21 protein-coding genes are annotated in these 26,633 nt (G+C 48.0%); 13 read left to right on the forward strand and 8 right to left on the reverse strand.

Annotated elements, in window-relative coordinates; genetic code table 11:
* The 3 genes from JJU34_RS04975 (at position 1) to JJU34_RS04985 (ending at position 2,643) form a co-directional block, all read left to right on the forward strand.
* Positions 1 to 792, forward strand: a complete 792-nt coding sequence (locus tag JJU34_RS04975) for an SDR family oxidoreductase (protein ID WP_228691219.1) — start codon at positions 1 to 3, stop codon at positions 790 to 792.
* Positions 793 to 827: 35 nt separating this feature from the next.
* Positions 828 to 1,712, forward strand: a complete 885-nt coding sequence (locus JJU34_RS04980) for a sugar phosphate isomerase/epimerase family protein (protein ID WP_228691220.1) — start codon at positions 828 to 830, stop codon at positions 1,710 to 1,712.
* A 64-nt stretch (positions 1,713 to 1,776) separates the two neighbouring features.
* The gene (locus JJU34_RS04985; RefSeq protein WP_228691221.1) at positions 1,777 to 2,643 is read left to right on the forward strand and encodes an SMP-30/gluconolactonase/LRE family protein; all 867 of its coding nucleotides are present in this window, start codon (positions 1,777 to 1,779) and stop codon (positions 2,641 to 2,643) included.
* A gap of 161 nt (positions 2,644 to 2,804) precedes the next feature.
* Here JJU34_RS04985 and JJU34_RS04990 read toward each other — a convergent pair whose 3' ends face one another.
* Positions 2,805 to 4,169 carry a VCBS repeat-containing protein gene (locus JJU34_RS04990; protein ID WP_228691222.1) on the reverse strand — a complete coding sequence of 455 codons (1,365 nt, stop codon included), beginning with the start codon at positions 4,167 to 4,169 and terminating at the stop codon, positions 2,805 to 2,807.
* Between the two features lie 482 nt (positions 4,170 to 4,651).
* Here JJU34_RS04990 and JJU34_RS04995 point away from each other — a divergent pair, with 482 nt between their 5' ends.
* Complete coding sequence (locus JJU34_RS04995) at positions 4,652 to 6,013, forward strand: transglutaminase domain-containing protein (RefSeq protein ID WP_228691223.1); 1,362 nt, start codon at positions 4,652 to 4,654, stop codon at positions 6,011 to 6,013.
* A gap of 85 nt (positions 6,014 to 6,098) precedes the next feature.
* On the opposite strand, the gene JJU34_RS05000 is transcribed toward JJU34_RS04995, so the two are convergent.
* Positions 6,099 to 6,302 (reverse strand): hypothetical protein, encoded by a 204-nt coding sequence (locus JJU34_RS05000; RefSeq protein WP_228691224.1) that lies wholly within the window; start codon positions 6,300 to 6,302, stop codon positions 6,099 to 6,101.
* Positions 6,303 to 6,603: 301 nt separating this feature from the next.
* Here JJU34_RS05000 and JJU34_RS05005 point away from each other — a divergent pair, with 301 nt between their 5' ends.
* Positions 6,604 to 7,524, forward strand: a complete 921-nt coding sequence (locus JJU34_RS05005) for a cysteine hydrolase family protein (protein WP_228691225.1) — start codon at positions 6,604 to 6,606, stop codon at positions 7,522 to 7,524.
* Between the two features lie 2 nt (positions 7,525 to 7,526).
* Here the strand turns inward: JJU34_RS05005 and JJU34_RS05010 are convergent, their stop codons facing one another.
* Complete coding sequence (locus tag JJU34_RS05010) at positions 7,527 to 8,201, reverse strand: hypothetical protein (RefSeq protein ID WP_228691226.1); 675 nt, start codon at positions 8,199 to 8,201, stop codon at positions 7,527 to 7,529.
* Between the two features lie 58 nt (positions 8,202 to 8,259).
* Here JJU34_RS05010 and JJU34_RS05015 point away from each other — a divergent pair, with 58 nt between their 5' ends.
* The 4 genes from JJU34_RS05015 to JJU34_RS05030 all read left to right on the forward strand — a co-directional run bounded on the left by JJU34_RS05015 (position 8,260) and on the right by JJU34_RS05030 (position 16,391).
* A complete protein-coding gene (locus JJU34_RS05015) occupies positions 8,260 to 10,122 on the forward strand; it encodes a sodium:solute symporter family protein (RefSeq protein ID WP_228691227.1) in 1,863 nt (620 codons plus the stop codon).
* A gap of 276 nt (positions 10,123 to 10,398) precedes the next feature.
* Positions 10,399 to 12,729, forward strand: coding sequence for a PSD1 and planctomycete cytochrome C domain-containing protein (locus JJU34_RS05020; RefSeq protein ID WP_228691228.1), 2,331 nt, complete (start codon positions 10,399 to 10,401; stop codon positions 12,727 to 12,729).
* Position 12,730: 1 nt separating this feature from the next.
* Positions 12,731 to 14,185, forward strand: coding sequence for a DUF1501 domain-containing protein (locus JJU34_RS05025; RefSeq protein WP_228691229.1), 1,455 nt, complete (start codon positions 12,731 to 12,733; stop codon positions 14,183 to 14,185).
* A gap of 16 nt (positions 14,186 to 14,201) precedes the next feature.
* A complete protein-coding gene (locus JJU34_RS05030; protein ID WP_228691230.1) occupies positions 14,202 to 16,391 on the forward strand; it encodes a c-type cytochrome domain-containing protein in 2,190 nt (729 codons plus the stop codon).
* Between the two features lie 66 nt (positions 16,392 to 16,457).
* Here the strand turns inward: JJU34_RS05030 and JJU34_RS05035 are convergent, their stop codons facing one another.
* The 3 genes from JJU34_RS05035 to JJU34_RS05045 all read right to left on the reverse strand — a co-directional run bounded on the left by JJU34_RS05035 (position 16,458) and on the right by JJU34_RS05045 (position 21,120).
* Entirely contained in the window at positions 16,458 to 18,914 is a 2,457-nt protein-coding gene (locus tag JJU34_RS05035; RefSeq protein ID WP_228691231.1) for a TonB-dependent receptor plug domain-containing protein, read from the reverse strand.
* Positions 18,915 to 19,139: 225 nt separating this feature from the next.
* The gene (locus JJU34_RS05040) at positions 19,140 to 20,129 is read right to left on the reverse strand and encodes a 1-acyl-sn-glycerol-3-phosphate acyltransferase (RefSeq protein WP_228691232.1); all 990 of its coding nucleotides are present in this window, start codon (positions 20,127 to 20,129) and stop codon (positions 19,140 to 19,142) included.
* An 88-nt stretch (positions 20,130 to 20,217) separates the two neighbouring features.
* Complete coding sequence (locus JJU34_RS05045) at positions 20,218 to 21,120, reverse strand: bile acid:sodium symporter family protein (protein ID WP_228691233.1); 903 nt, start codon at positions 21,118 to 21,120, stop codon at positions 20,218 to 20,220.
* Positions 21,121 to 21,343: 223 nt separating this feature from the next.
* Here JJU34_RS05045 and gap point away from each other — a divergent pair, with 223 nt between their 5' ends.
* Positions 21,344 to 22,348, forward strand: a complete 1,005-nt coding sequence (gene gap / locus JJU34_RS05050; protein ID WP_228691234.1) for a type I glyceraldehyde-3-phosphate dehydrogenase — start codon at positions 21,344 to 21,346, stop codon at positions 22,346 to 22,348.
* Between the two features lie 52 nt (positions 22,349 to 22,400).
* Here gap and JJU34_RS05055 read toward each other — a convergent pair whose 3' ends face one another.
* Positions 22,401 to 22,853: a peroxiredoxin gene (locus tag JJU34_RS05055; RefSeq protein ID WP_228691235.1), complete on the reverse strand. Its 453-nt coding sequence runs from the start codon at positions 22,851 to 22,853 to the stop codon at positions 22,401 to 22,403.
* Between the two features lie 130 nt (positions 22,854 to 22,983).
* Between JJU34_RS05055 and JJU34_RS05060 the strand changes: the two genes are divergently transcribed.
* The 3 genes from JJU34_RS05060 (at position 22,984) to pncA (ending at position 25,983) form a co-directional block, all read left to right on the forward strand.
* Positions 22,984 to 23,793: a DMT family transporter gene (locus JJU34_RS05060; RefSeq protein WP_228691254.1), complete on the forward strand. Its 810-nt coding sequence runs from the start codon at positions 22,984 to 22,986 to the stop codon at positions 23,791 to 23,793.
* A gap of 88 nt (positions 23,794 to 23,881) precedes the next feature.
* Positions 23,882 to 25,363 carry a nicotinate phosphoribosyltransferase gene (locus tag JJU34_RS05065; protein WP_228691236.1) on the forward strand — a complete coding sequence of 494 codons (1,482 nt, stop codon included), beginning with the start codon at positions 23,882 to 23,884 and terminating at the stop codon, positions 25,361 to 25,363.
* 2 nt (positions 25,364 to 25,365) lie between these two features.
* Positions 25,366 to 25,983: a bifunctional nicotinamidase/pyrazinamidase gene (pncA, locus tag JJU34_RS05070; protein WP_228691237.1), complete on the forward strand. Its 618-nt coding sequence runs from the start codon at positions 25,366 to 25,368 to the stop codon at positions 25,981 to 25,983.
* Here pncA and JJU34_RS05075 read toward each other — a convergent pair.
* Positions 25,969 to 26,511: an META domain-containing protein gene (locus JJU34_RS05075; RefSeq protein WP_228691238.1), complete on the reverse strand. Its 543-nt coding sequence runs from the start codon at positions 26,509 to 26,511 to the stop codon at positions 25,969 to 25,971. The two genes, pncA and JJU34_RS05075, sit on opposite strands and share 15 nt — an antisense overlap.
* Between the last annotated feature and the right edge of the window lie 122 nt (positions 26,512 to 26,633).

Here is a 26,633-nt window from a genome sequence, read left to right on the forward strand (position 1 = left end):
ATGCGATTAAAAGATAAAGTGATCATTGTAACCGGCAGTACGACGGGTATCGGTAAGGCCATCGCCGTCCGTTCCGTAGCGGAAGGTGCCAAGGTGGTAGTCCACGGCTTAGAGGCCGACTGGGCAGACCAAGTGGTGGAGGAGCTGGGAAAAGACCGCTCGGTAAGCTTGGTAGGGGATTTGGCTCAGGAATCCACCGCCACAAGGTTGGTGGAATTGGCAATAGAGCGCTTTGGCAAGTTGGATGCGGTGGTAAACAACGCCGCGATCGTTGCTGCGTCGAATTTGGAAAGCACCGATACGGATTTTATGGAGAAAATACTAAGGGTCAATACCATCGCACCTTTTTTGCTGATCAAAGCTGCACTGCCGTATTTGGAGAAGTCATCCGGCTGTGTGCTTAACATTGGTTCCGTGAATGCATGGAGCGGGGAGCCAAATTTATTGGCCTACAGTATTTCCAAGGGTGGGCTGATGACCATGACCCGTAACTTAGGCGATGTCCTCTTTAGAGAACACGGGGTAAAGATCAATCAGATCAATCCGGGCTGGGTGCTCACCGAAACGGAAATCGAACGAAAGAAGGAACATGGACTCTCCGATACTTGGTACGAAAATCTTCCCGCCATGTACGCCCCTGCACGACGCATTATTTTGCCAAAGGAAATTGCCGCCGCGGCGGTCTTTTGGCTATCAGATGAGTCCGGTCCGGTCAGCGGTCAGGTAATGGAGTTGGAGCAGTACCCCATGATAGGGCGAAACGCTCCCAAGGATACCAGCACCATTCAATAAAAAGCAATAAAACACGCATTAAACAAACGATTAATATGCCAAAATTAGCCGCTTTCCCCAAGGCCTTTATGCAGGCCTTATGCAAGGACGGAAGCATGAAGATAGCAGAGTGGATTGATCTTGCCAGCAAGTTGGAAATCGATGGCCTGGAATGGTATGCCGGTTTTTTGGAAATGGAGGACAGGTCCAGATGGCCTGAGTTCCGAAAGATGGTGGAGGATACCGGCAAAAGTATACCCATGATGTGCTGCTCACCCGATTTTACCCATCCGGATAAGGCGTTCCGAAAAAAGGAAATTGCCAAACAACAGCATTGGATAGAGATGACGCACGTGTTGGGAGGTAGCTATTGCCGGGTACTTTCTGGGCAAAAGAGGCCAGAATTGAGCATTGAGGAGGGCGTGAAGCTGGCGGCAGATTCGATTATGGCCTGTATTCCGTATGCGGAGGAGCGGGGAATCACCCTCATACTCGAAAACCACTACAAGGATGATTTCTGGGAATATCCTGAATTTGCACAGCAAATGGATGTATTTACCATGCTGGTAGACCAGATCGACCATCCAAACTTTGGTGTCAATTACGACCCGAGCAATACGTTTTTAGCCGGTGAGGATCCGTTGGAGCTTCTTCGAAAGGTATCTCATCGCGTGGTAACCATGCACGCCAGTGACAGGTATCTGAAGTCTGGAACCATAGAGGATCTCCGCAAAGAGGAGGGCGGCGCTGTGGGCTACGCCAAAAGGCTTAGTCACGGGGAAATCGGAAAGGGACTAAATGACTACGATGCCATCTTCACCGAACTCAAGCGGGTGGGCTTTGACTCTTGGATCAGCATCGAGGACGGCGTGGACGGCATGGATCAGCTGGAGCGCAGCGTTGCCTTTCTGCAAAAGAAACTTGCCATTTACTGGCCTTAAACAGACAATCCAATCTCCGGGCGGACCTTCATCCGATGTCCGCCCGGCCTAAATGTATGTTGCTATGAAAGCATCTTTGCTATACAATTCTCAATGCATGCTGGCCGAAGGACCCTATTGGAAGTCCGACTGGGGGGCTTTTTTATGGGTGGACATCGAGCATGGTAACTTGTTTTCCTATCAACTGGAAGCTAAGGAATTGAAAACTTGGCAGTTTCCCCATCGGTTAACACTCGTGTTGGAGCAAGGGGACGCGTTAATTTTGGCATTGGATGGTAAGCTAGCGCGGTTTGATCCGAAGACGGAAAATCTGGAATGGCTACTGGCGTTGGAGTCCGATCCGAGTATCCGCTGCAATGACGGGGCCTGCGATCCGGCTGGACGAATTTGGGTAGGCACCATGGGCTTGGATTTTCGGGAGGGAGCAGGTTCGCTGTTTTGTGTGGACAAGGGTTGGCAGGTTAGCAAAAAGCTGGAGGGGGTCACCATTTCCAATGGCTTGGCTTGGTCTTTGGACACCAAGACATTGTATTACATTGATAGCCCAACTAGAAAGGTCCGCGCCTTCGATTTTGACGTGACTACCGGTAACCTGGTTTTTAGAAAAGATGCTGTGGTAGTGCCCGAGGAACTGGGAACTCCCGATGGAATGTGTTTGGATGAGGAAGGGATGCTTTGGGTAGGCCATTATGGTGGTTCGGGGGTGTACCGATGGAATCCCGAGGATGGCACCTTATTGGACAAAATAGAGGTGAATGCCCCACATGTCACTTCCTGTGCCTTTGGCGGGCCTGAGGGAAAGCATCTGCTGATCACAACTGCCAGGGAGAATATGGATGAGGAGCAATTGGCGGCATTTCCGCAAAGTGGAGGCGTATTTTTGGCAGAGCTCCCGGTCCGAGGGGCAAAAGTGTATGGTGTATTCCCTTAGATCCTTCATAGAAGGATTACACTACATAAATGGAAATCGACCGCATCGATCCAATTACTATTTCGCCAAAACCCTATTTCTACCTTAACGTTACGAGGTGTATGTCAGTTTAATACGTCGCCTTATTCAGGGAATGATACTCACCGGTTAGTAGTTTCCAATTAATTCCCATTTTCCAATATTAGTACGCTGGGGATCTCCCGAAGACCTTGGAGAACCAATTTGCTGTACTCGAGTGTATTGTGGACATAGGCACCCAACACGATATCTGGGTCGCCGTCTCCGTCAAGGTCGCCTACATCCATGGTCAGCCATTTTCCGCCAGCAGCCTCTGGGATTACCCTAGGCTGAAACGCCATACCTCCCATGTTTTCGAATAGTATAAACTGGTGTTCCGGATTTTCCAGTTCATCGTAGAAGGCTATTGAGGCCAAATCCAAATCTCCATCCTGGTCAAAATCAACTGCCATAATCTTGGCTGCGCCGTATTGTGGATAAAACCAACCCTCCCGAAACGTTCCGTTTCCCTGGCCTTCGTATATGCGAAAACCGTGGTAGGGTTTAGGCACCGAAGAATAATCCCAATTGTCCCCATTGCTGACCAACAAGTCCATTTGTCCGTCTCCGTTGAAATCGTGCAGCTCAAAATAACTGGAGCCCATCATGGGCGGAAAGCGCAACAGGACTCGCTCGGTGTCAAATTGCCCGTTTCCTTTGTTGTAAAACACCGATATACGCTCGTCACCTTGGCAAAAGAGGGCTATCAGATCGGGTTTGCCATCTTGGTTCAGGTCGTGTACCACCACCTTTCGTGCGCCTGCCCCACCTAGCTGTAGGGGGATAGACTGAAAGTCTCCATCTCGGAAGACCAAGACATTGCCCCCATGGTGGCCAAAATTGCAAACGATAAAATCGGGCTTACCATCTAGGTTTAGGTCTTCCCAGGTACCGTAAACAGGCCTGGCTAGTTGGGAAAGTACCTGATTCCAGGCCCCCGCATTCAAATCCATCTCGTATAGAGCGCCTTCAGAGAGGTCACTAGGCGCGATGGAGCCCACAGTGAGGAACTGATAATGATTTGGACCCAATCTTAGGAACTGTACCGCTGGACTTGAAGGTGCTGGCAGTGTAAAGAGCTCATCGTTGAGGTCCTTTACGTACAATTGGGGGTTGGAAGCCTCGCCGATTACCAACTCCTGCCTCTCCTCATTGATCGCTATCAGGCTCGTTTTGGGGGTTTTGATGCCATCAATAAATAACATCTTTGGTGTGAATCCCCGAAGGGGTTGGGGTGTCGGCTTTGGTTGCTGTCTGGGTAGCTCTTCTGGAGCCTCCGCTTCGTAAAAATCCATAATGGATTGAAATTCACCGGCACTCAGTATCCTAGAGGTCGGATACACCCCAAGATTTTTGAGAGCGGCTACTTCTTCTTTGGTTTTTTTCTCCCATACGCCCAAGCTGTCCTGGGCCTCCTGAAACCCCATCAGGGCCGCCATCTGGGGGAGCACCTGTTTTTTCCATACCATTTTGGGCAATAATTCTGGAGGTGCGTAGGAATGGCAACTGCTGCAATAGCTTTTTGCAAGGACAGCTCCGCTAAGCTGCTGGCTCATTGCTGCGGACGTGAGAAAAAATGTCATTAAGGGCAGAAAGGCCGGTAAGAACAGGATACTAATATTACTAACCCGCGGCATTTTTTCGCCTAATATACCGCTTCCAGTGGCTATTCGCAAGTGCCCGATCCCCCTCATTAAACCATTTTTGACGGTGGGAATGCCTTATCTGGGACTACGGAGCACCAAGGCGCTGATTTTTCTGCCAACCTGAGATATGGAAAGCGAGGTTTGCTGTTTGTGTAATTTTGTTAAATTAGCCTTTCCTTTCACCAAGAGGTTGAAATAGTCTAGTGAGATGTGTGCGCCAACCGCAAAGCGGAAATGCCTCTTGCAAGATGTGACCGACCAAGATTGGGAAGGGAAAATGCCTACTAACTGATAAATACAATCCTATGCAATACCTTACGTATGCCCTTCTTGGAGTTTTGGCCGCCTGTATTTCCTGCCAAGGTCCTGGAAAAAAGCAGCAAGCATCAGCGCCGGCTGAAAATCATGCGTCCGCAAAGAAAGTGTCCATCTCCGAAATCGAAGAGGGTATCAAACAATTTATCGACGCGAAAACAGCAGAACACGAGGGGGTTTTTCCAGTAAAAGATGAGAACCACGACCTTCGAATGAAACTGGTGCGGGTGCATACCGAGTACCTTTCCAACCTCGGGCCGGAGTCCCATTTTGCCTGCGTGGACCTGGTAGATGAACACGGTGATGTGTACGATGTGGATTTTTTCATGGAAGGTAAGCCTGGAGAAATGACCGTGACCAGTACTTCGGTACACAAACTAAACGGAAAGCCGTTTTACAGCTGGAAACAAAACAAAGATGACAAGACCTGGTACCGAGTGGCCATGGAGGAAGCAGGCACTAACCTTTTGGGGATTGTAGAGGGAATGGATGCCTTTGAATTTTATTATACGGCTTCAATTCCCAAATTGGACGGCCCAGCCAAGATGTGGGTTCCTCTGGCAGAGTCGGATGATTTTCAGGAAATAGTCATCGAGTCGATCCAGGTTCCGGGTAAAACCCAAAACCTCCACGAGTCGGTGTATGACAACACGCTGATGTTCATGGAGCTGGGTCCGGAGGACAGCGGGAAGGAATTGGAAATTGTATATTCGGTAATTCGTAAAGAGAAGGGGCCCTACGAAGCTACTTCACCCGATCCAGCAGTCTATTTAAGTTCCAATTTGCTGATGCCCAAGGGTGGGCGTTTTGAAGACATCGCCAAAGAGGCGCTGGGCAGCAAAATCAACGATAGTCAGTTGATTCAGGCCAGGGCATTGTATGATTATATCATCGATAACATGCGGTACATGAAATTTGGCAATTTCGGGCAAGGGGACTCCAATTACGCCTGTGACTCCAAAACGGGCAACTGTACGGAATTTCACAGCTACTTTATTTCCTTGGCCCGGTCCGTGGGGATTCCTGCCAAGTTTTCTATCGGTGCATCCATTCCATCGGATCGGAATGAAGGGGGAATTGACGGGTACCATTGTTGGGCAGAGTTTTATGCCGATGGCAGGTGGTGGCCTGTGGACATTTCCGAAGCCAACAAGTATACGGCCTTAGCTACCTATTATTTTGGAAGACATCCGGCCAATCGAATTGAACTTAGCCGCGGACGAGATCTTCAGGTGAGCCCCGGACCGACTACAGGACCGATCAATTTTATTGCCTATCCCTACCTCGAAATTGAAGGCAAAGAAGTGAAGGTGAGTTCGAAGTTCTCGTTTATGCGAAAGTCGGCCAGTTGAAGCCATTATAAAGGCTGATGCCGCGTGATTGGTCAAAAAAATCAGATAAAAAAAGGCCACAGAACCATACTGCGGCCTTACTTATTTAATTGCTTGGGTGTTCTTTCTTTTCTGTAGGATGTTCGGAAGGGTGCTCACTTTCCTCTGCAGGATGTTCCTCTCCGTCTGCCGGGTGTTCGGTAGTTTCACTGGATCCGTCAGTTTTTTTGCCACCGCAAGCCGATAGCCCTGTTCCCAAGATAAAACCTGCCATAGCAAGCATCAACAAGATGTTTTTCAGTTTTTTCATGGTTGATGTATGTTAAATTGAAATCAAATATAAAAGATGTTTAGTCTAATTGAAAGAAAGCGACCGATTCATTGTTCTTGCCCGTCCAAAATAATCTACAAATCAGTAATCCTTTTGGTTTCAAAAGCGCAATCATTCGCCTTTGATGTGTTGGTTTTTATTTCAAAACTGATAATCCGGTAGGATAGACCATACCGCCCCTAATTTACGGGTATTAACTCGATAAGGCTATTGGTAAGTTGGGATAGGCATTTGCTTTTTGATAGGTCAATTCCTATATTTCAACCAAAACGCATCGGTTATGTTTCATATTTCAAAATTTTTGTGGTTGCTGCTTATCCTGTTTGTGGGCTTTGTTATTTACAGGTTGGTAAGTGTGGAGTGGGAGGAGGAAACAGTCATCGAGACTTTCTCTCCGGAGGGCATGGAGGTACAGTTACGGTCAAGAGAGAAAGGAGCGGATGGAAACTGGCAGGTGGTCAATCAAACACAGCGGTGGAATCCAGCTAAGACAGCCATTATCGTGGTGGATATGTGGAACGAACACTGGTGTGAAAGTGCTACTCAACGGGTAGGAGAACTGGCTCCCCGTATGAATGAGGTGCTCACAGCGGCGAGGAGTAAGGGTGTAACGATCGTCCATGCTCCCAGTGGTACCATGTCCTATTACGAATCATACCCCCAGCGACGAAAAGCAAAGGAATTACCCTACCACACCGCTCCTGAGGGTTTTCCGATCAATGATTGGTGTTATTTGGATCCGGAAGCGGAAAATCCCCTGCCAATCGATGACAGCGACGGGGGGTGTGACAAGCCCTGTGCAAACGGAGAGCCCTGTGTGGAGCGCACCGCCTGGACCAAACAAATCGATGTGCTGGAAATTCACAGAGACGATTACATCACAGATCAAGGACAGGAGGTTTTTAACCTGCTAGCAGAAAAAGAGATAACCAACATAGTCATTATGGGGGTGCATACCAACATGTGTATACTGGGCCGCCCCTTCGCGATTCGGCAGTTGGCCAACCTGAATAAAAACGTAGTGCTTATGCGGGACATGACAGATTCCATGTACAATCCGGAGCAGTATCCGCAGGTAAGTCACTTCGAAGGTACTGATCTGGTAGTGGAACATGTGGAGAAGTTTTGGGCACCCACGATGTTAAGTAGCGATATTACCGGAAAAGCAAAGTTTGTATTCGCGGAGGATGGTAGACAGTAAGGTTAGAGTTTGTTTTGATAGGGCCTAAGCCAAACTTTCAGGAGTACCAAGAAGATCGATAACGATAGAAAGAAAAAAAGTTCGAAAATCCCGGTGCTTCCCAGTATAAAAAACAATCCCACAGAAATTCCGACAATCGAAAACAGCATCCAAGTAGACCGTAGGGTGATTTGCTGATCAATTGCAGCCAAGTAGCGGATAAAGAGGTACAGCGAGGCAGTCAGGCTCAATGCGAAAAGAACAGCCATCACCGCATGGAGTTTGCGGAGAAAAGGTAACTCCTCGACTGCCGGAATTAACACGGTAAGCACCAAAAACAACAGGGATCCGAACAGTAATTTTTTGGCTTTGGGGTGATTAAATGCTTTCAGTACATACAGCCGGTAGATGTAAAACGTCAGCAACAAGCCAGTAACCACGCCCCAGATGATAAACCCGGTGCGGTATTCTACCAGATTTCCGATCATACTTAGGGTAAAATAAAACGGAGATTCTTTGGTCCCAAACAAAAAGGTATATGTGGGAATCACCAAAATAGCGAAGATGGCCAGGTATCTCATGTATCCTTGGCTCAATCGGTCTTCGGCGGAAAGGCGTGAAAAGAACGACATAGCTGCAATGTTTAGTATGGATACAAAGTACAAGATTTTTGCAAAACTTTCAATCCTTTTCGGCATGCAATGATTTGGTTAATGCCAATTGTGGTAGTATATTTTGCGGTTAATCGCCAACCCTATGCAACTTACTAGCTTGGATTGGGGAATCATCTTCCTGTTTTTTGCCATTTCCCTAGGTGTGGGGTTTTGGGCCTCCAAGCAGGCGAGCAAGGATTCCCTTTCGTTTTTTCTTTCCGGTAGAAATATGCCCTGGTACTTACTAGGGGTTTCTATGGTGGCTACTACCTTCTCGGTAGACACGCCTACATTGGTATCGGATATCGTTCGGCAAAATGGGGTATCCGGAAACTGGGTTTGGTGGGCATTTCTTTTGACCGGGATGCTCACGGTGTTTGTTTACTCCAAATTATGGCGTAGGTCGGAAGTAGTCACCGATGTAGAGTTTTACGAGATCCGTTACAGCGGCCGAATGGCCTCCTTTCTTCGGGGGTTTCGGGCGATTTACTTGGGTGTTGTTTTTAATGTAGCGATCATGGCTGCCGTCACCCTGGCCGCAATCAAGGTGGGAGGGGTGATGTTGGGCCTCTCTCCGGTTCAAGTGATTCTAATAGCGGGTGGTGTAACGGTGGTTTTTAGCTCCATGGGTGGATTTTTGGGAGTGATTGTGACAGATTTCATATTGTTTCTAGCTGCGATGGCCGGATCTATCCTAGCTGCTGTTTATGCGGTGCAACACCCGGAGGTAGGTGGCCTCGCCAACTTGCTTAGTCATCCCCAGGTGGCCGATAAGCTTTCCTTTTTCCCAGACTTCAATCAGTGGGAGGTCGCCGTGATCGTATTCATAATCCCTGTGACGGTACAGTGGTGGAGTGTTTGGTACTCGGGTGCGGAACCGGGCGGTGGAGGCTATGTGGTGCAGCGGATGCTTGCCGCAAAGAATGAAAATCACGCCATGGGTGCTACGTTATTGTTTAATGTAGCCCATTATGCCATTCGGCCATGGCCCTGGATCGTCGTGGCGCTTTGCAGTCTAGTAGTGTTTCCTGACCTGGAATCTATCCAACAGGCATTTCCCAGTTTGGATCCGGGTATTATTGGCCATGACCTGGCATATCCCGCCATGTTGACCCTGCTTCCTACAGGTCTTGTGGGGTTGGTTTTTGCCTCCCTGTTGTCGGCCTACATGTCTACGATGTCTTCCTGCCTCAATCTGGGCTCATCCTATTTGGTGAATGATTTTTACCAGCGTTTTATCAAACCGCAGGCTTCAGAAAAGCAGCTGGTGCTGGTAGGGCGTATTTCCACCGTCATCATCATGGTGATTGCCAGTGTACTGGCACTATTTCTTCAAAACGCACTTTCGGCTTTCAACCTGCTCCTACAGATTGGGGCCGGCACCGGCCTGTTGTTTATTCTTCGCTGGTTTTGGTACAGAGTCAATCCCTACAGCGAACTGACCGCCATGGTGATATCGTTTCTGGTGGCTTTGGGTTTTATGGCATGGGAAAACCACGAGGCAGCACAGATTGATGCATTGGTAGGTGCAGGAATGGCTAGAGAGGCAGCGATTTTGCAGATTCAACCCATCAAAACACATATTCAGTTGCTGTTGGGTGTAGGCATTACTACCCTTACCTGGGTGCTGGTTACGTTATTCACCCGCCCTACCTCCATGGATACTTTGGAGCGCTTTTACCGAAGGGTTCGGCCCGGACGGATAGGTTGGCAACGGGTAATCCGGTACGCCGCTTCTCAGGGCAGACCCCTGGCAGAGGCAGACTTGCATTCAGATATCCCTAAGGGGATTGTAGGAATGGTAGTGGCCTGCATGGCCGTGTATAGTTGTCTTTTTGCCACAGGAAGCTGGATTTATGGAGACACGTCCACCGCATTGTTGCTTACGGGTGTATCCTTGGCGTCCACTTGGTGGGTGATAGTCATTTGGAACAAGATGAAATCGAGCCTGCCTGCTGGACCATAGCCGTCAGGCAGGCATCTGACCACTAAAGAACAACATATTAAACAGATGAACAAAGGGTATTTAGAGAGGTATTCTCCTTTTAATTTTTTAATTTTTTCTTTCAATAAGCTTATTTGTCAGGAATAATTTCCGTTTAAAAAATTATATAAACCGATTTCTATTAAATACCGTTGATAATGGCAATCGTTCGAATATTTTCTTAAATTTCGGCAAAGAGAGTAAGTATTATGCGGTCAATTCTAAGCGAAAACCGCGGTACAGATAAGTCAAAAATCTATGAATACCCTATGGAACCGGCTTCGAGCCGGAGTTATCTTGTTCCTATCGGTTACGACGATTCAAAGCTGCCAAAGGAGTCAGGAAGATGGGCAAATAGTGGAATCCGTTCCCGATCAAGTCAGCTACAATTTTCATGTTCGCCCCATTTTGTCTGACAATTGTTTTGCTTGTCATGGCCCCGATGCCAATAAGCGGGAGGCTGGTTTGCGCTTGGATATTGCAGAGGAAGCGTTCAAAGCACTGCAGGAAACTCCCGGTGCTCACGGCCTCGTTCCTGGACGCCCTATGCAGTCGGTGGCCTATCTTCGCATGATATCTGATGATCCGGAGCAACGCATGCCCCCTCCGGGTTCTAACCTGAAGCTCACCGATACCGAAATCAAGGTCATTGAAAAGTGGATTAAGCAGGGCGCAAAATACGAGCCCCACTGGGCATTTGTGCCACCGCAGAAGCCAGATTTACCGCAGCCCAAAGACAAGGACTGGGTGCTAAATGAGATCGACCGGTTTACCCGCACGAAGATGCAGGAAGTGGGTCTCAAACCCAACGAACAGGCGGACAAAGAAAGTCTTTTGAAGCGTTTAAGTCTAGATTTGACCGGGTTACCACCTACTCTGGAGATGATGGACGAATTCCTGCAAGATCAGCGACCGGATGCCTACGAGCATTGGGTGGACCAATTAATGGCCGGAGCCGCGTATGGAGAAAAAATGGCCGTCTATTGGATGGATATCGCCCGGTTTGCAGATTCCCATGGTTTTCAGGATGACAGTTACCGCAGTATGTGGCCTTGGAGGGACTGGGTAATCCATGCATTCAATACCAATATGCCCTATGACCGGTTCATTACCTGGCAGCTTGCAGGGGACCTACTTCCCGAGCCGACCAAAGAGCAAATATTGGCGACCGGATTCAACCGAAACCATAAGATTACCGAGGAGGGAGGAATTGTGGACGAAGAATACCGCGTCATGTACGTGACAGACCGTACGAACACCTTTGGCAAAGCCCTGATGGGCATCACGATGGAATGTGCTGGCTGCCACGACCATAAATACGACCCCATCTCCCAGAAGGAGTATTACCAGCTGTACGCTTTTTTCAACAATATCCGTGAAAGGGGTATTGAATCGGTGGTGGGAGGTCCTGAGACGTATGCAAAGGTGCCATTTATGGAAATCACCAACGAAGAGGTAGCCTCAATCCTAACCTTTGTAAATAAAAAGGATACGCTGGGGCTCATTGTCTCCGTGATGGGTGAATTGGACTCTATTCGGCCTTCCTACATTTTGGACCGAGGGCTATACGATCAGCCTACCGTGGCTGTGAAGCCCAATACTCCCGAGGCGATCCTGACCTTTGATGCCGGTTTTGAGCCAAATCGCTTGGGATTAGCCCAGTGGATGTTTGATCCAAAAAACCCGTTGACAGCCAGGGTATTTGTGAACCAAATATGGCAAGAGTTTTTTGGTCGGGGGATCGTCAGCACCCCGGGAGATTTTGGGATGCAGGGTGCGCTTCCCAGCCATCCGGAGCTTTTGGATTGGCTTGCCGTGGATTTTATGGAGCACGGCTGGGATATTAAAAGGCTGGTCCGTCAGATGGTCACCTCTGCGACTTATAAGCAATCGGCAGTACTTTCAGCCGACAAATTGGATAAGGACCCAGAAAACATTTACCTCGCCCGTGCGCCCCGGTTTAGGGTAAAGGCGGAGTTTGTGCGGGATATTGTTCTTGCCAGTTCCGGCCTTATCAACAAAGAAATTGGTGGCCCCAGTGCGAAGCCTTATCAGCCTCCCGGGCTGTGGGAGGGAGCGACTTCTGGCAGAGGAATCCTTTCGGTATATAAGCAGGATCGTGGTCCGCAGTTATACCGTAGAGGACTGTATAATTTCATCAAACGTACTGTCCCTCCTCCGGCCATGACCATGTTTGATGCAAGTAACCGGGATCAGTGCGAGGTAGAGCGAACCACTACCAACACGCCTTTGCAAGCATTGGTGATGCTGAATGACCCCACGGTTTTGGAAGCCTCCAGGGTGTTGGCTGGGCGTCTATTGCAGTCCTCGGATAGTAGAGATATGGAAAGTACCATACAGCATGCCTTCCGTCAAATTGTGTGCAGAAAGCCCACGGAGAAGGAAACCAAACTTCTGATGCAGTATTTCACGGGAAGGATGGATGCACTTAGTATCGAGGAGGCCAGAGATCTCCTGTCTGTGGGAGAATACCCCATGGCAGAGGGCTTGGATGAAGTGGAATGGGCCTCACTCATGCAGGTTATTGTGTCTATTTATAATTTAGAAGAAACGATTTCAAAAACGTAATATGGAAAATCCGTTGTTGGAACACCGGCTGAATATCAATCGTAGGAGATTTTTGTCCCGTATGGGCATGGGAGTGGGAAGCGTAGCTCTAGGATCTCTCCTGATGCCAGACTTGTTCAGAGGGGTAGGGGGAGATACTGCCGGTTTGACGCCGGGGATTCCCGATTTTGCCCCCAAGGCAAAGCGGGTGATCTACCTATTTCAAAATGGGGCCCCTTCCCAGTTAGAGTCTTTTGATTACAAACCCAAGCTTACCGATTGGTTTGGCCAGGAGTTACCTGACTCTGTGCGCGGAGGGCAACGCCTCACCGGGATGACTGCTAACCAATCTTCCTTTCCCTTGGTAGGTTCTTTTGCCGATTTCAAGCAATACGGGGAGTCCGGTGCCTGGGTAAGCGACTTGTTTCCCTACACGTCCAAGATAGTAGATGATCTATGCTTTGTGCGTTCCATGCACACCGAGGCTATCAACCACGATCCAGCGCTGACATTTTTCCAGACCGGTGCCCAGCAGGGGAACCGTCCGAGTATGGGTGCTTGGCTTAGCTATGGCCTGGGAAGCGAAAACAAAAACCTACCGGCATTTACCGTTTTGCTTTCCAGAGGTATAGGAAACGGGCAGGGGGTCTATTCGAAGCTTTGGACAAATGGGTTTCTCGACTCGGTACATCAGGGGGTGCAGTTTAGCAGTGGTGAGGACCCGGTACTCTATCTCAAGGATCCCAAAGGAATGAGTAGGGAAGAGCGCAGGGCCATGCTGGATAATTTGGCGGAAATGAATCACTTGGCCTACGACAAATTTGGAGACCCGGAAATCACCGCTAAGGTAAAACAATATGAAATGGCCTATCGCATGCAGACGGCTGTGCCCGAAATCATGGATCTTTCCAAAGAGCCCGATAGCGTCATCAAACTATATGGACCGGATTGTCTGGTTCCCGGAACCTATGCGGCCAATTGCCTGATGGCAAGAAAATTGTCTGAAAGTGGGGTGCGTTTTGTACAGCTTTACCATCAAGGTTGGGATCAGCACGATAACCTGCCCTATGAAATCCGGCATCAGGCCAAAGATACGGATCAAGCTTCCGCAGCCTTGGTAACGGATCTAAAGCAGCGAGGTCTTTTGGATGAGACTCTGGTGATCTGGGGCGGTGAGTTTGGCCGGACCAATTACAGTCAAGGTAAGCTGACCAAAGACAATTATGGACGCGACCACCATCCAAGGTGCTTTACCATTTGGATGGCGGGTGGCGGTGTGAAGCCGGGCTTGGTCTATGGAGAGACCGACGAACTAGGATACAACGTAGCGAAAGATCCGGTACACATCCATGATTTTCAGGCCACCGTGCTGCACTTGCTGGGATTGGATCATGAAAAATTGATTTTCAAACACCTGGGTAGAAGATTCCGGTTGACAGACGTGCATGGACACGTTGTAAAAGATTTGATTGCATAATTAACAAAGTCCAAAAGTGACCCATAACCGATCTCTTTCCAACAAGCTCCTGATCCTAGCAGAGGGCATTCTCTTTGCCGGGACAGTGCTCCTCATTTTCTTCTTGCTCTTTGAGTCTTACTTAGAGGTTCCCCTGTGGCTTAGCCCCTTGGGAAGAATGCATCCATTGATGCTTCATTTTCCGATTGTATTGGTGTGCTTGCTATTGGCAATGGAGCTTTTCGTTTCCCGGGAAACTTACAAGCAAAACCCCGGTTTGGTGGAATTCTCCAGAGTACTGTTCCTTTTAGCGGCCATCAGCGCGTTGTTTTCAGCACTGATGGGGTTGTTTTTGTCTTTGGAGGAGGGCTACACGGGCGACTTGGTCGTACAGCATAAGTGGAGCGGGTCCTTGTTGGCCATTTTGCTTTCCGTTTTGTATGGCGTTCGTCGTCAGGCTTGGTTTACTCCTAAGGTAGCCAAGGCCAGCGTGACATTTTCTGCACTGTTGTTGGTTGTTGCGTCCCATTGGGGAGCTACATTGACCCATGGGGAGAATTTTCTCTTTGCACCGATAGCCGAAGCAAGACAGGAAAAAGTCTCCTTGGAGGAAGCGGTAGTTTTTGACCACATGGTCATGCCGATTTTGGAGAGAAAGTGTAACTCTTGCCACAATGCGCGGAAGTCCAAAGGAGAATTGGTGATGAGTTCGAAAGAGGGGCTTTTGAAAGGTGGTAAATCAGGTCCCTTGTTAACGGCCGGAAATGCAGCGGGAAGTCTGCTTTTAGAACGAATACATCTCCCTCTTGACGACGAGGAGCATATGCCGCCATCCGGCAAGACGCAACTTTCCGATGAGGAAATCCGCCTGTTGGAGTTATGGATCGAGCAGGATGCCGCTTTTGACACCCAGGTGGCCGCTTTGGATCCAAAAAATGAGCTGTTTCAGCTTGCAAGTCTACGATTTACCGAGCGTCCGGATACAGATAGGTATAATTTCTCGCCCGCATCAAAAGCAATCGTTGAAAAGCTCAACCATGCGTTTCGCTCTGTGATGCCAGTGGCCAAAGAGTCCCCAGCATTGGATGCAAGGGTTTATTCCCGAGCAGAATATTCAAACGAAGTGCTGCAAGAGCTTATTGAAGTCAAGACCCAACTGGTATCTCTCAACCTTAGCGAAATGTCCGTAAGTGATTCTGACTTGGGTACCATTGCTCAATTTGAAAATTTAGATAGGCTAAACCTCAACTTTACAGACATCACAGGCGCCGGTTTGGGGCGGTTGGCAGAGATGCCAAAACTTCAGCACCTTTCGTTGTCAGGCACTCGGGTGGATGAAGTGGGTGTGCGTATGCTATTGCAAAATCAGAACGGTTTAAAGACCCTGTACCTTTGGGATACGGGTCTTGCGGATAGCGAGCTGGATCAGCTGGAGCGCGACTTTCCGGGAGTTAGGATACTCAGCGGCAAAGAAAGCAAAGACATGGATATCCTGCAGCTGAACTTACCGGTATTGGCCACATCACCGATATTTGCCGATTCAATGTTTTTGCGTCTGGGGCATCCGATTCGTGATGTGATTATTCGATACACTCTGGACGGAACGGAACCGGACAGCGTATCATCGCCAGTCTACCAAGAGGGGAAGGTCCTATTGAAGGAAGCTAAAGTAGTAAAAGCCAAAGCATATAAGGAAGGATGGTTTGGTAGTGAACTAGCGACCTTGCAGGTGTATCAAAGCCGCTTCAACCCCGATACGGTTCACTTATTGTCACGCCTCAATCGCGTTCATCCTGCCAATGGGGCATTGACATTCTTTGACGGTGAGATGGGTACCTTCAATGCCAATAGTCCCGCTTGGGCAAATAATTGGGCGGGGTTCCTAAACAATGATATGGAGGTGCTGCTCGAATACCAGCAAGCGGTTCCAGTAAGTCAGGTTGCTATGCGCGTGCTGGTAGAGCCAGAGACTGTGATATTTCCACCCGCTTCGTTGGAACTTTGGGGGGGGGATGACCCCGGAAAGCTGCAATTGCTGGGTAGGATACAGCCAAAGCAACCCTCAACGCTGGGGAAACCCTATATAGACGATGTGTCCATTACCGTTCCTACATTCACGGGACGTTTTTTCAAAGTAGTCGCCAAGCCGGTTGGCAGTATTCCGGACTGGAGTCCCCGAAAGGGTAGAGCGGCCCTCTTGTTGGTGGACGAAATGTTTGTCAATTAAATACCGTATTTGCGGAAATGCTGAAATTAGCGCCCTGATCTGAAGTTCCGGGCCTCTATAAGAACGTTATTCCCCTACCTCAAAGGTGTGGGTTGCATAGAAGGGAGAGCCGTTTTCGGAAATTCCCTGCACAATGACCCGGTAAATGCCCGGTGTATCTGCAGTGAAAAAAGAAAGCTGACGAGACGCATCGGAGTTCATCAGAATTTGAGGGTTCCAATGAATGGTGGTTCGAAGGTCTGGGAATTGATAATACCCGTCTGTAGCTCCCTCGTATTTGGGTACGTAAAACTGCCGGGTTTTGGTGAATCCACCCATTCGATGGGTCATGATATGTTTTCCACTCTCAGGGTCGATTTCGGTATCTTCTCCACCTCTTCTTGTATACAGGGCAATCACACCACCCCCAGCTTGTCCACCGTAAATTCCAGCAGTGCCTGGCCCTTTCAAGATTTCAACCTTGCTGATATCGAATTGGCTAATACTCTGAACTACCGACTCTGAGACCATCACGCCGTCAAGTAAAAACAGTGGGGAACCCTGTCCGCGTATCACGGCGCGAAACTGATTGGCACCCGCCGGAACAATCTGCAGCCCAGCCACCCGTCCTTGCAGACTCTCCAAAATATTCCCGGAAGGAGCTACCGGCAGCTGTTCCCGGGTGAGTACTGCGTCAGCACGCCGGTGCAGACGAAAGGGTTCTGTGATCTCGGCCCGTCCCTCTACCACCACTTCATCCAGCAAAATTTCCCGCAGGCCCATACCGGAAAGAGCCGACTCACTGGCTCGAAATTGGTATTGCATCTCAGATAGGTAGTTTTTGGGAATGCTTGGATCCATTTCAATATCCATTCGAACTGCATGGGTGGGGCGGATATCACCTACCAAGTGATCAATAATTTCTACCTGCACGCCACTGCGGTGCCCCCGCCGATCAGATCCTTGGATGACGATGTCGATGCTATCCCGAAAATAAAACCCCTGAAAGGCAAAGTATCCCTGTGGGTTGGTTTCGGCGGTGATGAAAGCTTGGTATCTGTCCTTCAAAAACAGCAACGCCTCGCCTCGCTCGATTCCATCTCCTTTTTCATTGGTCAGCCGGCCCCACAACTGCAAATCCAACTCATTACTATGGCGGATTTCCGGCAACTTCTGGGTACGGATGGTTTCCCACTCAAATCTCCTCCATCCCTGTGTCATCATCAGGTAACGAAGCGCTCGAGATCGTTCGGCACTTTGAGTTTCGAAGTAGTAATTGGGGCTTTCTACCGGTCCCTTGAGGTCGGAGGATAGCAAAAGATGGGTTTTGATATTTTCCTCGTGAGGATGATAAGCCGCTTGATCCTGCGCGACCACCGATAGTGACAGGTCATAACTGCTCTCTGAGACGGGGTTTTCGGGAAGTATCCTCAGCTTTACTTCTTCTCTGAAATCGTAGGTGGTTTTTTCAGAAGTAAGGGAAAATGCTGGGTTTTCAGCATCGTCGACAAATAACAGACGTTCTGCCAGTGGGACGCCCTCCCGGTCTATAAGGGTAAGTTTTGCTACGCCAGTTGGAAATTCTGATTTCAACAGCGTGATTTCCGCTGACTTTCCGGTTTCCAAGAATACAGCTTCGGATTGAACGAGATTGTCCCTGGCAATCGCCAGTAGATGCAGGTTTTGGCTGGGAGTTTGGCTGGATTGAAGGGTGACCCGAATACTTTCTTCGCTGAAGCTTTCGTCTACCCGCATCAAGATCCCGGAATCTTTGGGTAGTGGAAGCGTGTATTCGTGGGCGATCTCTTCAGGTTGGTTGATTTTGGCAAAGTAGCGCTGTCCCGCTTTGGGGCGGAATATGAATCCGCCCATTCCACCATGCAGGTCTCGGAATTCAGCGACCTGTGTGCCATTTTGATCATAGACCACGCCACTTATTGGCATGCCCCGGCCATCCGCACCGACCGCTTTGAAGGCTACCTCTTGCTCCAAATCCGCCATCAAGTCTCCGGATTCTGGAAAGAATTGGAGGTCGGGGACACCACTTTCAATTCTTGGAGAAGTACTTGCGCTGTCTTGTCCCAGGATATAGATTTCCCGTTGGAACATATCCACCAAACCGAAATTCCTCATCCATTGGGTGTAGGCGGTGAGGTAGTACTTTCCTGAGGGCAGCGAATCATCCAGGAGGAGATCTCCGATGGCACCACCGTCTTCTATAGGCAAGGTAGCTTTCGAAATGGTTTCCTGGTCTTTATTTCGTAGTTCCAAGTGTAAGACGGCGCTTTTTTGGGTGGCACGCAGGGATGAGGCCTCCAGAACGTAGGCTTTTAGCCAGATCAGTTCGCCCGCCACGTAGAGGTTTTTATCTTGGTGTACGTATATTTTTTCAGGGGTGTAGTTTACCCTGTAGGTATTGAGGTAGGTTCTTATTTTATGGACTATATCCACCTCTTGAACGGCATGTATTCCAGAAGCCGCCAAAAGTAGACCTATGAAAAACGATAAACCTGATATTGCCAAGTTGACTGACCGGAGCTGCATGGTGCTGAAGTATTGGTTACTATATTCTACGGGAAACGGGTAGGTAAAGGTGTGTTTCCCCAATTCTGACGCCAATAGCTTATCTAAAACAGGCTAATTTGGATGATATCCTATGAGATGGCAGGTCACCCGCTATTGCAATAAATCAGATCCCTTGCTGTTTTTATAGGGATTTTTATGCAGAAGGATCCGTTCTATAAGTCCCTTTGGAAGAAAGGTACACACTCAAGCCTGCTTGACAGAATGACGGAAAACATACAGGACGAAAGCCAAGCCGATGACCACAGTTGATCCTAGAAGTGGAACGCCTACTACGCAGAAAATCACCGTAATTAGGATAAAATAGAGGGGTGCTCCGAGGAAGCCAATTAGGAATTTCACGGTGCCATAAAAAACCGGATCTGTGATGCTGGGTTTTAGGAACTTCCAGATCAGGAGCAACGGAAAATAAAGCAGGTGAATAATCGGACGGCCATGGATGACTCTGTGAGCGGGAAATGTCAGTCCGGCTTGAAACGCAGCAGGATCACTAAGATCCACTTGTCCTTTGAGATATTTTTGCAAGGAGATTTCGTATGCGGTCGCCGGAATCTGTACGGTCAACGCTTTCAATGAGGTAGCCACTTGTTCCTTTAGGGCTTGGGCATCAAAATCTGCCTCTGCCACTGGGATGGCTTTGCCCACTTGGAGACTCACCTTGGATCCAGCGTACTGATGGGCTCCGTAATTGATGCCCACCGGCAATAAATAAAGTGGTAGGTCTGGATGGTTTTGGAGTGTACCGAATGCGATTCGGGTAAAACCTTTGCTGAGTGGGCGGAGGTGTCTCTGTAAGCTATGGTTGCCCTCAGGAAATAGGAGAATGCTTTCTCTACGGGCCAGTATATGTTGGCAACGTTGGAAGGTTTCGTCGTTGCGGGAAAGGTTTTGGAAGCCATCACGGATGCGGAATACAGGAATTAACTGTAGCAGACTAAGAAGGGAGGCAATCCAAGGGTTTTTAAAGATGCTTGCTCTGGCGAGAAAATGAGGTTTTAGTCCCAGTTCTGTGGCAATCAGTAGCGCATCCAACAAGGCGTTTTGATGGTTTGCTACAATGATCAGTGGTTGGTCCCGGGGTATATGCTGTCGTCCTTTCACCTGGATTTCTCCAAAATAGACGTGAAGGCTGATCCGCACCCAGATCCTCAAAAGCTCGTTGAACAGTCGCTTCATGTGTTCATAATCGAAGTGAACGTTAAGTCCCTCTTTCGGGGCAAATGGTGGAAATCCAATCTAGACGGCCGCTGATGGAAGCGCATCCTCACAATTTCCTTTTCGGTTTCCACAGGGTTGCCACCGTAAGACCGGAAACGATGTGCCAGATACCCCACCACCCGGCAATGATGGCCATCCCGCCCAGCCCGTCGAAATAGGTAAATATCAATACCAGCGCAAGGCCTGAGTTTTGGATGCCTGTTTCGATGGTAAGTGTCTTGGTGTCTTCGATGCTTAGCCCAAAGATCTTGGCCAGCGAAAAGCCCGAAAGCAACGCTGCGCCATTGTGCGCCAATACCCAACCGAATATTAATAAAATAAATTTTAGGAATAAATCGTAGTTGCTATAAAAAGCCACTATTACGATGGCACCAAAAATAGCGATGCTCAGCGGTTTTAAAACGTGGCTGGCTTTTTGCGCAAATAGGGAGAATCGATGCCTCACGTACATTCCCAGTATCAGCGGAGCTCCTAAGATCAACGCCACCGTTTGGAAAACGTCTTGATAGTTTAGACTGATTGCTTCCAACAGGGGGGCGGCAGGCGTGTAGAACCCCGCCCATAGGGCAAAATTAAAAGGGGTAAGCACGATCGAAAAAGCTGTAGCAAAGGCGGTGAGACTTACCGATAAAGCAGTATTTCCTCTGGCGAAGTTGCTCAGAAAATTGGATATGTTGCCGCCGGGGCAGGCCGCTACCAGAAACATCCCTAAGGCCACGCTGGGAATTGGTCGGATCCACGATACGAGCAGAAAGGTAAGCAAAGGAAGTAGCACAAACTGCGCCAATACCCCTAGGAAAAAGGGTTTTGGGGCTTTTAGGAGGTAAAGGAAATCCTCTTTTCGAATGTCAAGCGCGACACCAAACATGATAACTGCAAGTGAGACATTCATCAGAAAAAGTGAGTCTCCATTAAAATCCAGTACACTTTGATCCAGTTCTTCCAGCATATCGCATTGTTGAGCCCCAAAAATATGGAATAAAAGCATGCGGTAAAATTTCCTTACTATTATTAAAATTGATAAATTTGACCGTTGAAAATTTCGAAACGGCAAAATTTCACTTCGTTTTCACTATTTATGGTTGGAATTTTGACGTCGCGCTGTTTAGCAGGAAATTACTTTTAAACACCTAACGCAACAAGTATATATAAAGTAAAGAACAACTAATATTATGGGAAAAATTAAAGTAGGTATTAACGGATTCGGAAGAATCGGACGACTTGTGTTTCGCGCAGCTCAAGAAAGAGAAGATGTACAGATTGTAGGCATCAATGACCTCATTGATGTAGACTACATGGCCTATATGCTTAAATACGACTCTACTCACGGACAGTTCAAAGGAGACGTAGCGGTAAAAGACGGGCAGCTGATCGTAAACGGTAACGCCATCCGAGTGACTTCGGAAAAAAATCCCGCAAACCTGAACTGGGGAGCGATCGGCGCAGAGTATGTCGTGGAGTCTACCGGTTTGTTTTTAACCAAAGAGTCTGCCCAAGGCCATATCGATGCCGGTGCGAAGAAAGTTATCATGTCTGCACCATCTAAGGACGACACACCAATGTTTGTGATGGGTGTAAATGAAGACAAATATACATCCGACATGACCTTTGTATCCAACGCTTCCTGTACCACCAACTGTCTGGCGCCTATCGCCAAGGTAGTCAATGACAATTGGGGATTGGAAGAAGGTTTGATGACCACTGTACACGCTACCACTGCTACACAAAAAACAGTGGATGGCCCTTCAGCCAAAGATTGGAGAGGCGGACGCGGTGCAGGTCAGAATATCATCCCCTCATCTACTGGAGCAGCCAAAGCAGTTGGTAAGGTGATCCCTGAACTAAACGGTAAATTGACAGGTATGTCTTTTCGAGTACCTACCCCCAACGTATCGGTAGTGGACTTAACTGTTAGACTTGCCAAGCCAGCTACTTACGAGGAGATCTGTGCTAAAATGAAAGAAGCCTCTGAAGGAGATCTGAAAGGTATCTTAGGATACACCGAAGATGCAGTTGTTTCCAACGACTTTATTGGAGACGCGCGTACTTCCATATTCGATGCAGGCGCGGGTATCCAATTGAGCCCTACTTTCGTGAAACTGGTCTCTTGGTATGACAACGAGTGGGGATATTCCAACAAAGTGGTGGACTTGCTTCAGTACATTGCCAGTAAATAAACACGATCTGTTTAGAAAAAAAGAAACCGGGCGATTTGTCCGGTTTCTTTTTTTATGTTTTTTGTAGTTGGGCGATCATTTCCCGAATATGGGATTTGCCATCAAACATATCTTGGTGGATGGCACGTATTACGTGTTTGTCATCGATTAGGTAGGTGATACGCTTAGGTAACTGTACCAGTGGAATGAGTGCGTCGTAATCTCTACATACTTTGCCTCGTGCGTCACCCAGCAATTCGAAAGGCAGATTATATTCCTTCTTGAATTTATGATGGGTAGCTATGGTGTCTTTGCTGATACCAACGATGGAAATGTCCAAATCCCGAAAGGACTCAAATTCATCCCGAAATTCACAGGCTTGAGCGGTACAGCCGCCGGTGAAGTCTTTTGGGTAGAAATAGATGATACCACCTGTACCTTTCCAGTCCTCTGAGAGTTTGAAAAGTTTTCCAGAAGTAGAGGGGAGGACGAAATCCGGTGCTTTGCTGCCAATCTTTAACGCCATGTTTTTTATTTTAGTAAACAACCTCAGATCGCAAAGGTTTTCAAATTATCTTCAAAAAATTGTCTCGTGCCATGGCTAGCCAATACTCACCAAAACTCCTGCATCTTTGAGCTCGAAAAGTGTACAACACATGCTTTTGGCGGGGATGTTTTTTGCCTGCATGAATGTGACGGTAAAATTCCTTCCACATATACCTGCTATAGAGATCATTCTGTTTAGGTCCGTATTTAGCTTTGTTTTTACCTACCTGATTCTAAAAGCTAAACAGATACCTCTTTTTGGCAACAATAAGAAGCTCCTGATCATTCGAGGGGTGGTTGGTTCGGTGGGGTTGATAACCTTTTTCTATACGCTTCAAAATATCCCGTTGGCAAGTGCGGTAACCATTCAGTACATGGCACCTATATTCACTTCGGTATTGGGAATTTTCATCGTTAAAGAGCGGGTAAAACCCATTCAGTTTCTTTACTTCGCCATAGCTTTTACCGGTGTGTTGATTATAGAAGGGTTCGATCCACGTATCGACCCTGTTTTTCTGGTTATTGGAGTGACATCTGCCCTGTTTTCAGGCTTAGCCTATAACGTGATCCGAAAACTGAAGAATACGGAACACCCGTTGGTAATCGTATTTTATTTTCCACTGGTAACCACTCCCGTAGCTGCCTTGATATCGTTTTTTGGCTGGGTGCAGCCATCGGGTTGGGACTGGGTATTGCTGTTGGGAATTGGCATCTTTACTCAATTTGCACAGTACTTTATGACCATGGCTTATCAAAATGCCAATCTGTCTAGGGTAGCTAGTCTTACCTACGTCGGCATTGTGTATGCCCTGGTCTTTGGCTATGTTTTCTTTGACGAGACCTATAACTTGCTTACTTACACCGGAATGTTGTTGGTGTTGAGTGGAGTGATACTGAACGTACGTTTTTCTGGAAAGTAGCTTAGCGGAATAAGGGACGTTATTTTCGTCTTTTGTGGTCAAAAGAATTAAATTTGGGTTTGTATTTGACACGCATCCTTATTTGAATATGAAAATTACCCGAGATCTCTACCAGGGTTCTTTGACCTTGCTTACCGATTTTTACCAATTTACCATGGCGTATGCGTATTGGAAATCTGGTAAGGCAGAACAGGAGGTGGTTTTTTCTCTTTTTTTTCGTAAGAATCCTTTTCAAAGTGGCTTCACCGTTGCCGCGGGCCTGGATTATGTGATAGACTATTGCCGTAATTTTTCGTTTCATGAAAACGATTTACGGTATTTGGAAGAAATGAAAAACGGCGATGGTTCTAGCACATTTGAGTCGGGCTTTATCGAGTACCTTCGTAGAATGGAATTTTCCTGCGACATCGATGCCGTGGAAGAAGGAGAAGTGGTATTTCCAAACATGCCGCTGTTGCGGGTTAAGGGACCTTTGATCCAATGCCAGCTTCTGGAAACACCGGTATTGAACATGATCAATTTCCAGACATTGATCGCAACCAAGGCGGCGAGAATTGTATTGGCAGCAAAGGGAGACCCGGTGTTGGAATTTGGGCTGCGCAGGGCACAGGGCATAGACGGTGCACTTGCCGCAAGTCGTGCCGCCTATATCGGAGGTTGTTCTTCTACTTCCAATGTGATGGCCGGAAAGCTCTTTGGAATTCCGGTGTCCGGCACACATGCCCATAGTTGGATCATGTCTTTTGATAGCGAATTGAAAGCCTTTGAGGCTTATGCCGAGTCCTTTCCGGACAATACGGTGTTATTGGTAGATACTTACGATACGCTGACTGGGGTGAGAAACGCCATAGAGGTGGCCAGGCAGCTAAAGGCCAAGGGAAAGTCGCTAAAGGGGATACGTATTGATTCCGGAGACTTGGCCTATTTTAGCAATCGAGCCAAGGAAATGCTGGAACGCGCCGGCTTTCCAGAGGTTAAAATCGTGGCCAGCAACGACCTTGACGAGCATATCATCACCTCTTTAAAACTCCAGGAGGCATCCATCGATGTGTGGGGAGTAGGGACCAAATTGGTGACTGCCTACGATCAACCGGCCCTAGGAGCAGTATATAAAATGTCGGCCATGAAAGACCCTTCGGGTGAGTGGCAGCCCAAGATCAAACTCTCTCAGCAGTCTGTAAAGATTAATGTGCCCGGATACCACAATGTGAAGCGATACATGGTTAACGGGAAGGCAATAGGGGATATGATTTACCTTGAAGGATTGGGTCCAAAAGAGACCGTGACCATCATCGACCCCATAGATCCGACCCGACGCAAGCGCATCCAAACGGCGCAGACAGAGGAAAAGATCCTGTTGGTGCCGATATTTAAACAGGGGAAAAAAGTCTATCATAGACCGGATATTCATCGTATCCGGCAAAGTACCCTGGATAGGTTGTCCCAATTTGACAAGACCCACAAACGACTCACCAATCCCCATATTTATCCGGTGGGTCTGGAGGAGTCCCTGTACGAACTTAGAACAAACCTAGTGCTTAAATCAAAGCCATCAGAAATCACCGAATAGGTATGCAAGCATTGATCATAGTGGATGTACAGTACGATTTTTTGCCGGGAGGAGCACTGGCAGTACGCGATGGAGACAAGGTAATCCCTGTCATCAACTCAATCCAGCCAAAATTTGATTTGATAGTAGCCACTCAGGATTGGCATCCGGCGGACCATGGGAGCTTTGCGGCGAATCACCCCGGAACCCATCCTGGAGAGGTAATAAAACTGTCCGGAGTGGATCAAGTGTTATGGCCTGTGCATTGTGTGCAGGGTTCGGAAGGTGCTGGTTTTCATAGGGATTTGGACCAATCTCGCTGGACGAAGGTATTTCAAAAAGGCACCAATAGGATGGTTGACTCCTATAGTGGGTTTTACGATAACAATCGCATGGGAGATACTGGATTAGCGGGTTTTTTAAAACAGGAACGGGTTAACGAAGTGTTTGTGGTGGGGTTGGCTACAGATTATTGTGTAAAATTCACCGTGATCGACGCGCTATTGGAAGGATTTGATACGTGGGTGGTAGTAGACGCCACCAAGGGCGTGAACCTTTCCGAGCAGGATAGCCTACTGGCTATCGACGAAATGATACAGGCCGGAGCGCAAGTGATCGAATCCCGATCAGTTAGCCAATAATAAGTGAGGGTTTTTGAATGTCAGCATCGTCGGCGGCCCAAAAGGGTGGTCATCCTGTGTTTCATCCACTTTTTCTAACCGCATAATCTCTAAGTTGCCACACAGAAATGTCAGGTGTCCTTCATCGCTGATAGCAAAGGTATGGGCGGATTTTAAGAGTGTAAGAAAGATGTCCTCTCCATCCCCGTCGCACCAAGCCTTCGTCATTCCCAAAAAGCCCATCACGTCGATTTCATTTCCCTGCAGGTGGGTAAAAATACTAAAGTTGTTGCACCCCGTGTATCCAAGGATTTGTTGGTTGATCATGTCAAAGTAAAGCCGGGGTTTTTTTCCAGGGAACAACACCTCAAAAGGCTGAAACTTGTCGTAAATCGAATGGACTTCCCATAATCCCTCCAATTCGGCAACGGTAGTGATTTTTGGCAGAAGCTGGGAATCTTCGTCCTCAGCCTGATTTTCAGATTGTGCGTACGCAAGTGTAGCAAGCAGCCAAGGTAAAGCTGAAAGAAAGACGACGAGCTTTTTCATGGTTATTGGGTTCTTGTGTAGGAAATATAATAATTAAATACTTTAAAGAAAATTTATAGCAAAAAATTTGCCAAGAATGGAAAATCAAAATATATTACCTAAGTTTATAGTAGTTTGACTAC

The organism is Lunatimonas sp. (genome assembly GCF_020832325.1).
In the GTDB taxonomy this organism is placed as follows: domain Bacteria; phylum Bacteroidota; class Bacteroidia; order Cytophagales; family Cyclobacteriaceae; genus Lunatimonas.

Excerpts from the sequence above, each read along its gene's own strand:
- JJU34_RS04975 (WP_228691219.1), top strand. The coding sequence starts at position 1 with ATGCGATTAAAAGATAAAGTGATCATTGTAACCGGCAGTACGACGGGT.
- JJU34_RS04980 (WP_228691220.1), top strand. The coding sequence starts at position 828 with ATGCCAAAATTAGCCGCTTTCCCCAAGGCCTTTATGCAGGCCTTATGC.
- JJU34_RS04985 (WP_228691221.1), top strand. The coding sequence starts at position 1,777 with ATGAAAGCATCTTTGCTATACAATTCTCAATGCATGCTGGCCGAAGGA.
- JJU34_RS04990 (WP_228691222.1), bottom strand. The coding sequence starts at position 4,169 with ATGGTATGGAAAAAACAGGTGCTCCCCCAGATGGCGGCCCTGATGGGG.
- JJU34_RS04995 (WP_228691223.1), top strand. The coding sequence starts at position 4,652 with ATGCAATACCTTACGTATGCCCTTCTTGGAGTTTTGGCCGCCTGTATT.
- JJU34_RS05000 (WP_228691224.1), bottom strand. The coding sequence starts at position 6,302 with ATGAAAAAACTGAAAAACATCTTGTTGATGCTTGCTATGGCAGGTTTT.
- JJU34_RS05005 (WP_228691225.1), top strand. The coding sequence starts at position 6,604 with ATGTTTCATATTTCAAAATTTTTGTGGTTGCTGCTTATCCTGTTTGTG.
- JJU34_RS05010 (WP_228691226.1), bottom strand. The coding sequence starts at position 8,201 with ATGCCGAAAAGGATTGAAAGTTTTGCAAAAATCTTGTACTTTGTATCC.
- JJU34_RS05015 (WP_228691227.1), top strand. The coding sequence starts at position 8,260 with ATGCAACTTACTAGCTTGGATTGGGGAATCATCTTCCTGTTTTTTGCC.
- JJU34_RS05020 (WP_228691228.1), top strand. The coding sequence starts at position 10,399 with ATGAATACCCTATGGAACCGGCTTCGAGCCGGAGTTATCTTGTTCCTA.
- JJU34_RS05025 (WP_228691229.1), top strand. The coding sequence starts at position 12,731 with ATGGAAAATCCGTTGTTGGAACACCGGCTGAATATCAATCGTAGGAGA.
- JJU34_RS05035 (WP_228691231.1), bottom strand. The coding sequence starts at position 18,914 with ATGCAGCTCCGGTCAGTCAACTTGGCAATATCAGGTTTATCGTTTTTC.
- JJU34_RS05040 (WP_228691232.1), bottom strand. The coding sequence starts at position 20,129 with ATGAAGCGACTGTTCAACGAGCTTTTGAGGATCTGGGTGCGGATCAGC.
- JJU34_RS05045 (WP_228691233.1), bottom strand. The coding sequence starts at position 21,120 with ATGCTGGAAGAACTGGATCAAAGTGTACTGGATTTTAATGGAGACTCA.
- gap (WP_228691234.1), top strand. The coding sequence starts at position 21,344 with ATGGGAAAAATTAAAGTAGGTATTAACGGATTCGGAAGAATCGGACGA.
- JJU34_RS05055 (WP_228691235.1), bottom strand. The coding sequence starts at position 22,853 with ATGGCGTTAAAGATTGGCAGCAAAGCACCGGATTTCGTCCTCCCCTCT.
- JJU34_RS05060 (WP_228691254.1), top strand. The coding sequence starts at position 22,984 with ATGCTTTTGGCGGGGATGTTTTTTGCCTGCATGAATGTGACGGTAAAA.
- JJU34_RS05065 (WP_228691236.1), top strand. The coding sequence starts at position 23,882 with ATGAAAATTACCCGAGATCTCTACCAGGGTTCTTTGACCTTGCTTACC.
- pncA (WP_228691237.1), top strand. The coding sequence starts at position 25,366 with ATGCAAGCATTGATCATAGTGGATGTACAGTACGATTTTTTGCCGGGA.
- JJU34_RS05075 (WP_228691238.1), bottom strand. The coding sequence starts at position 26,511 with ATGAAAAAGCTCGTCGTCTTTCTTTCAGCTTTACCTTGGCTGCTTGCT.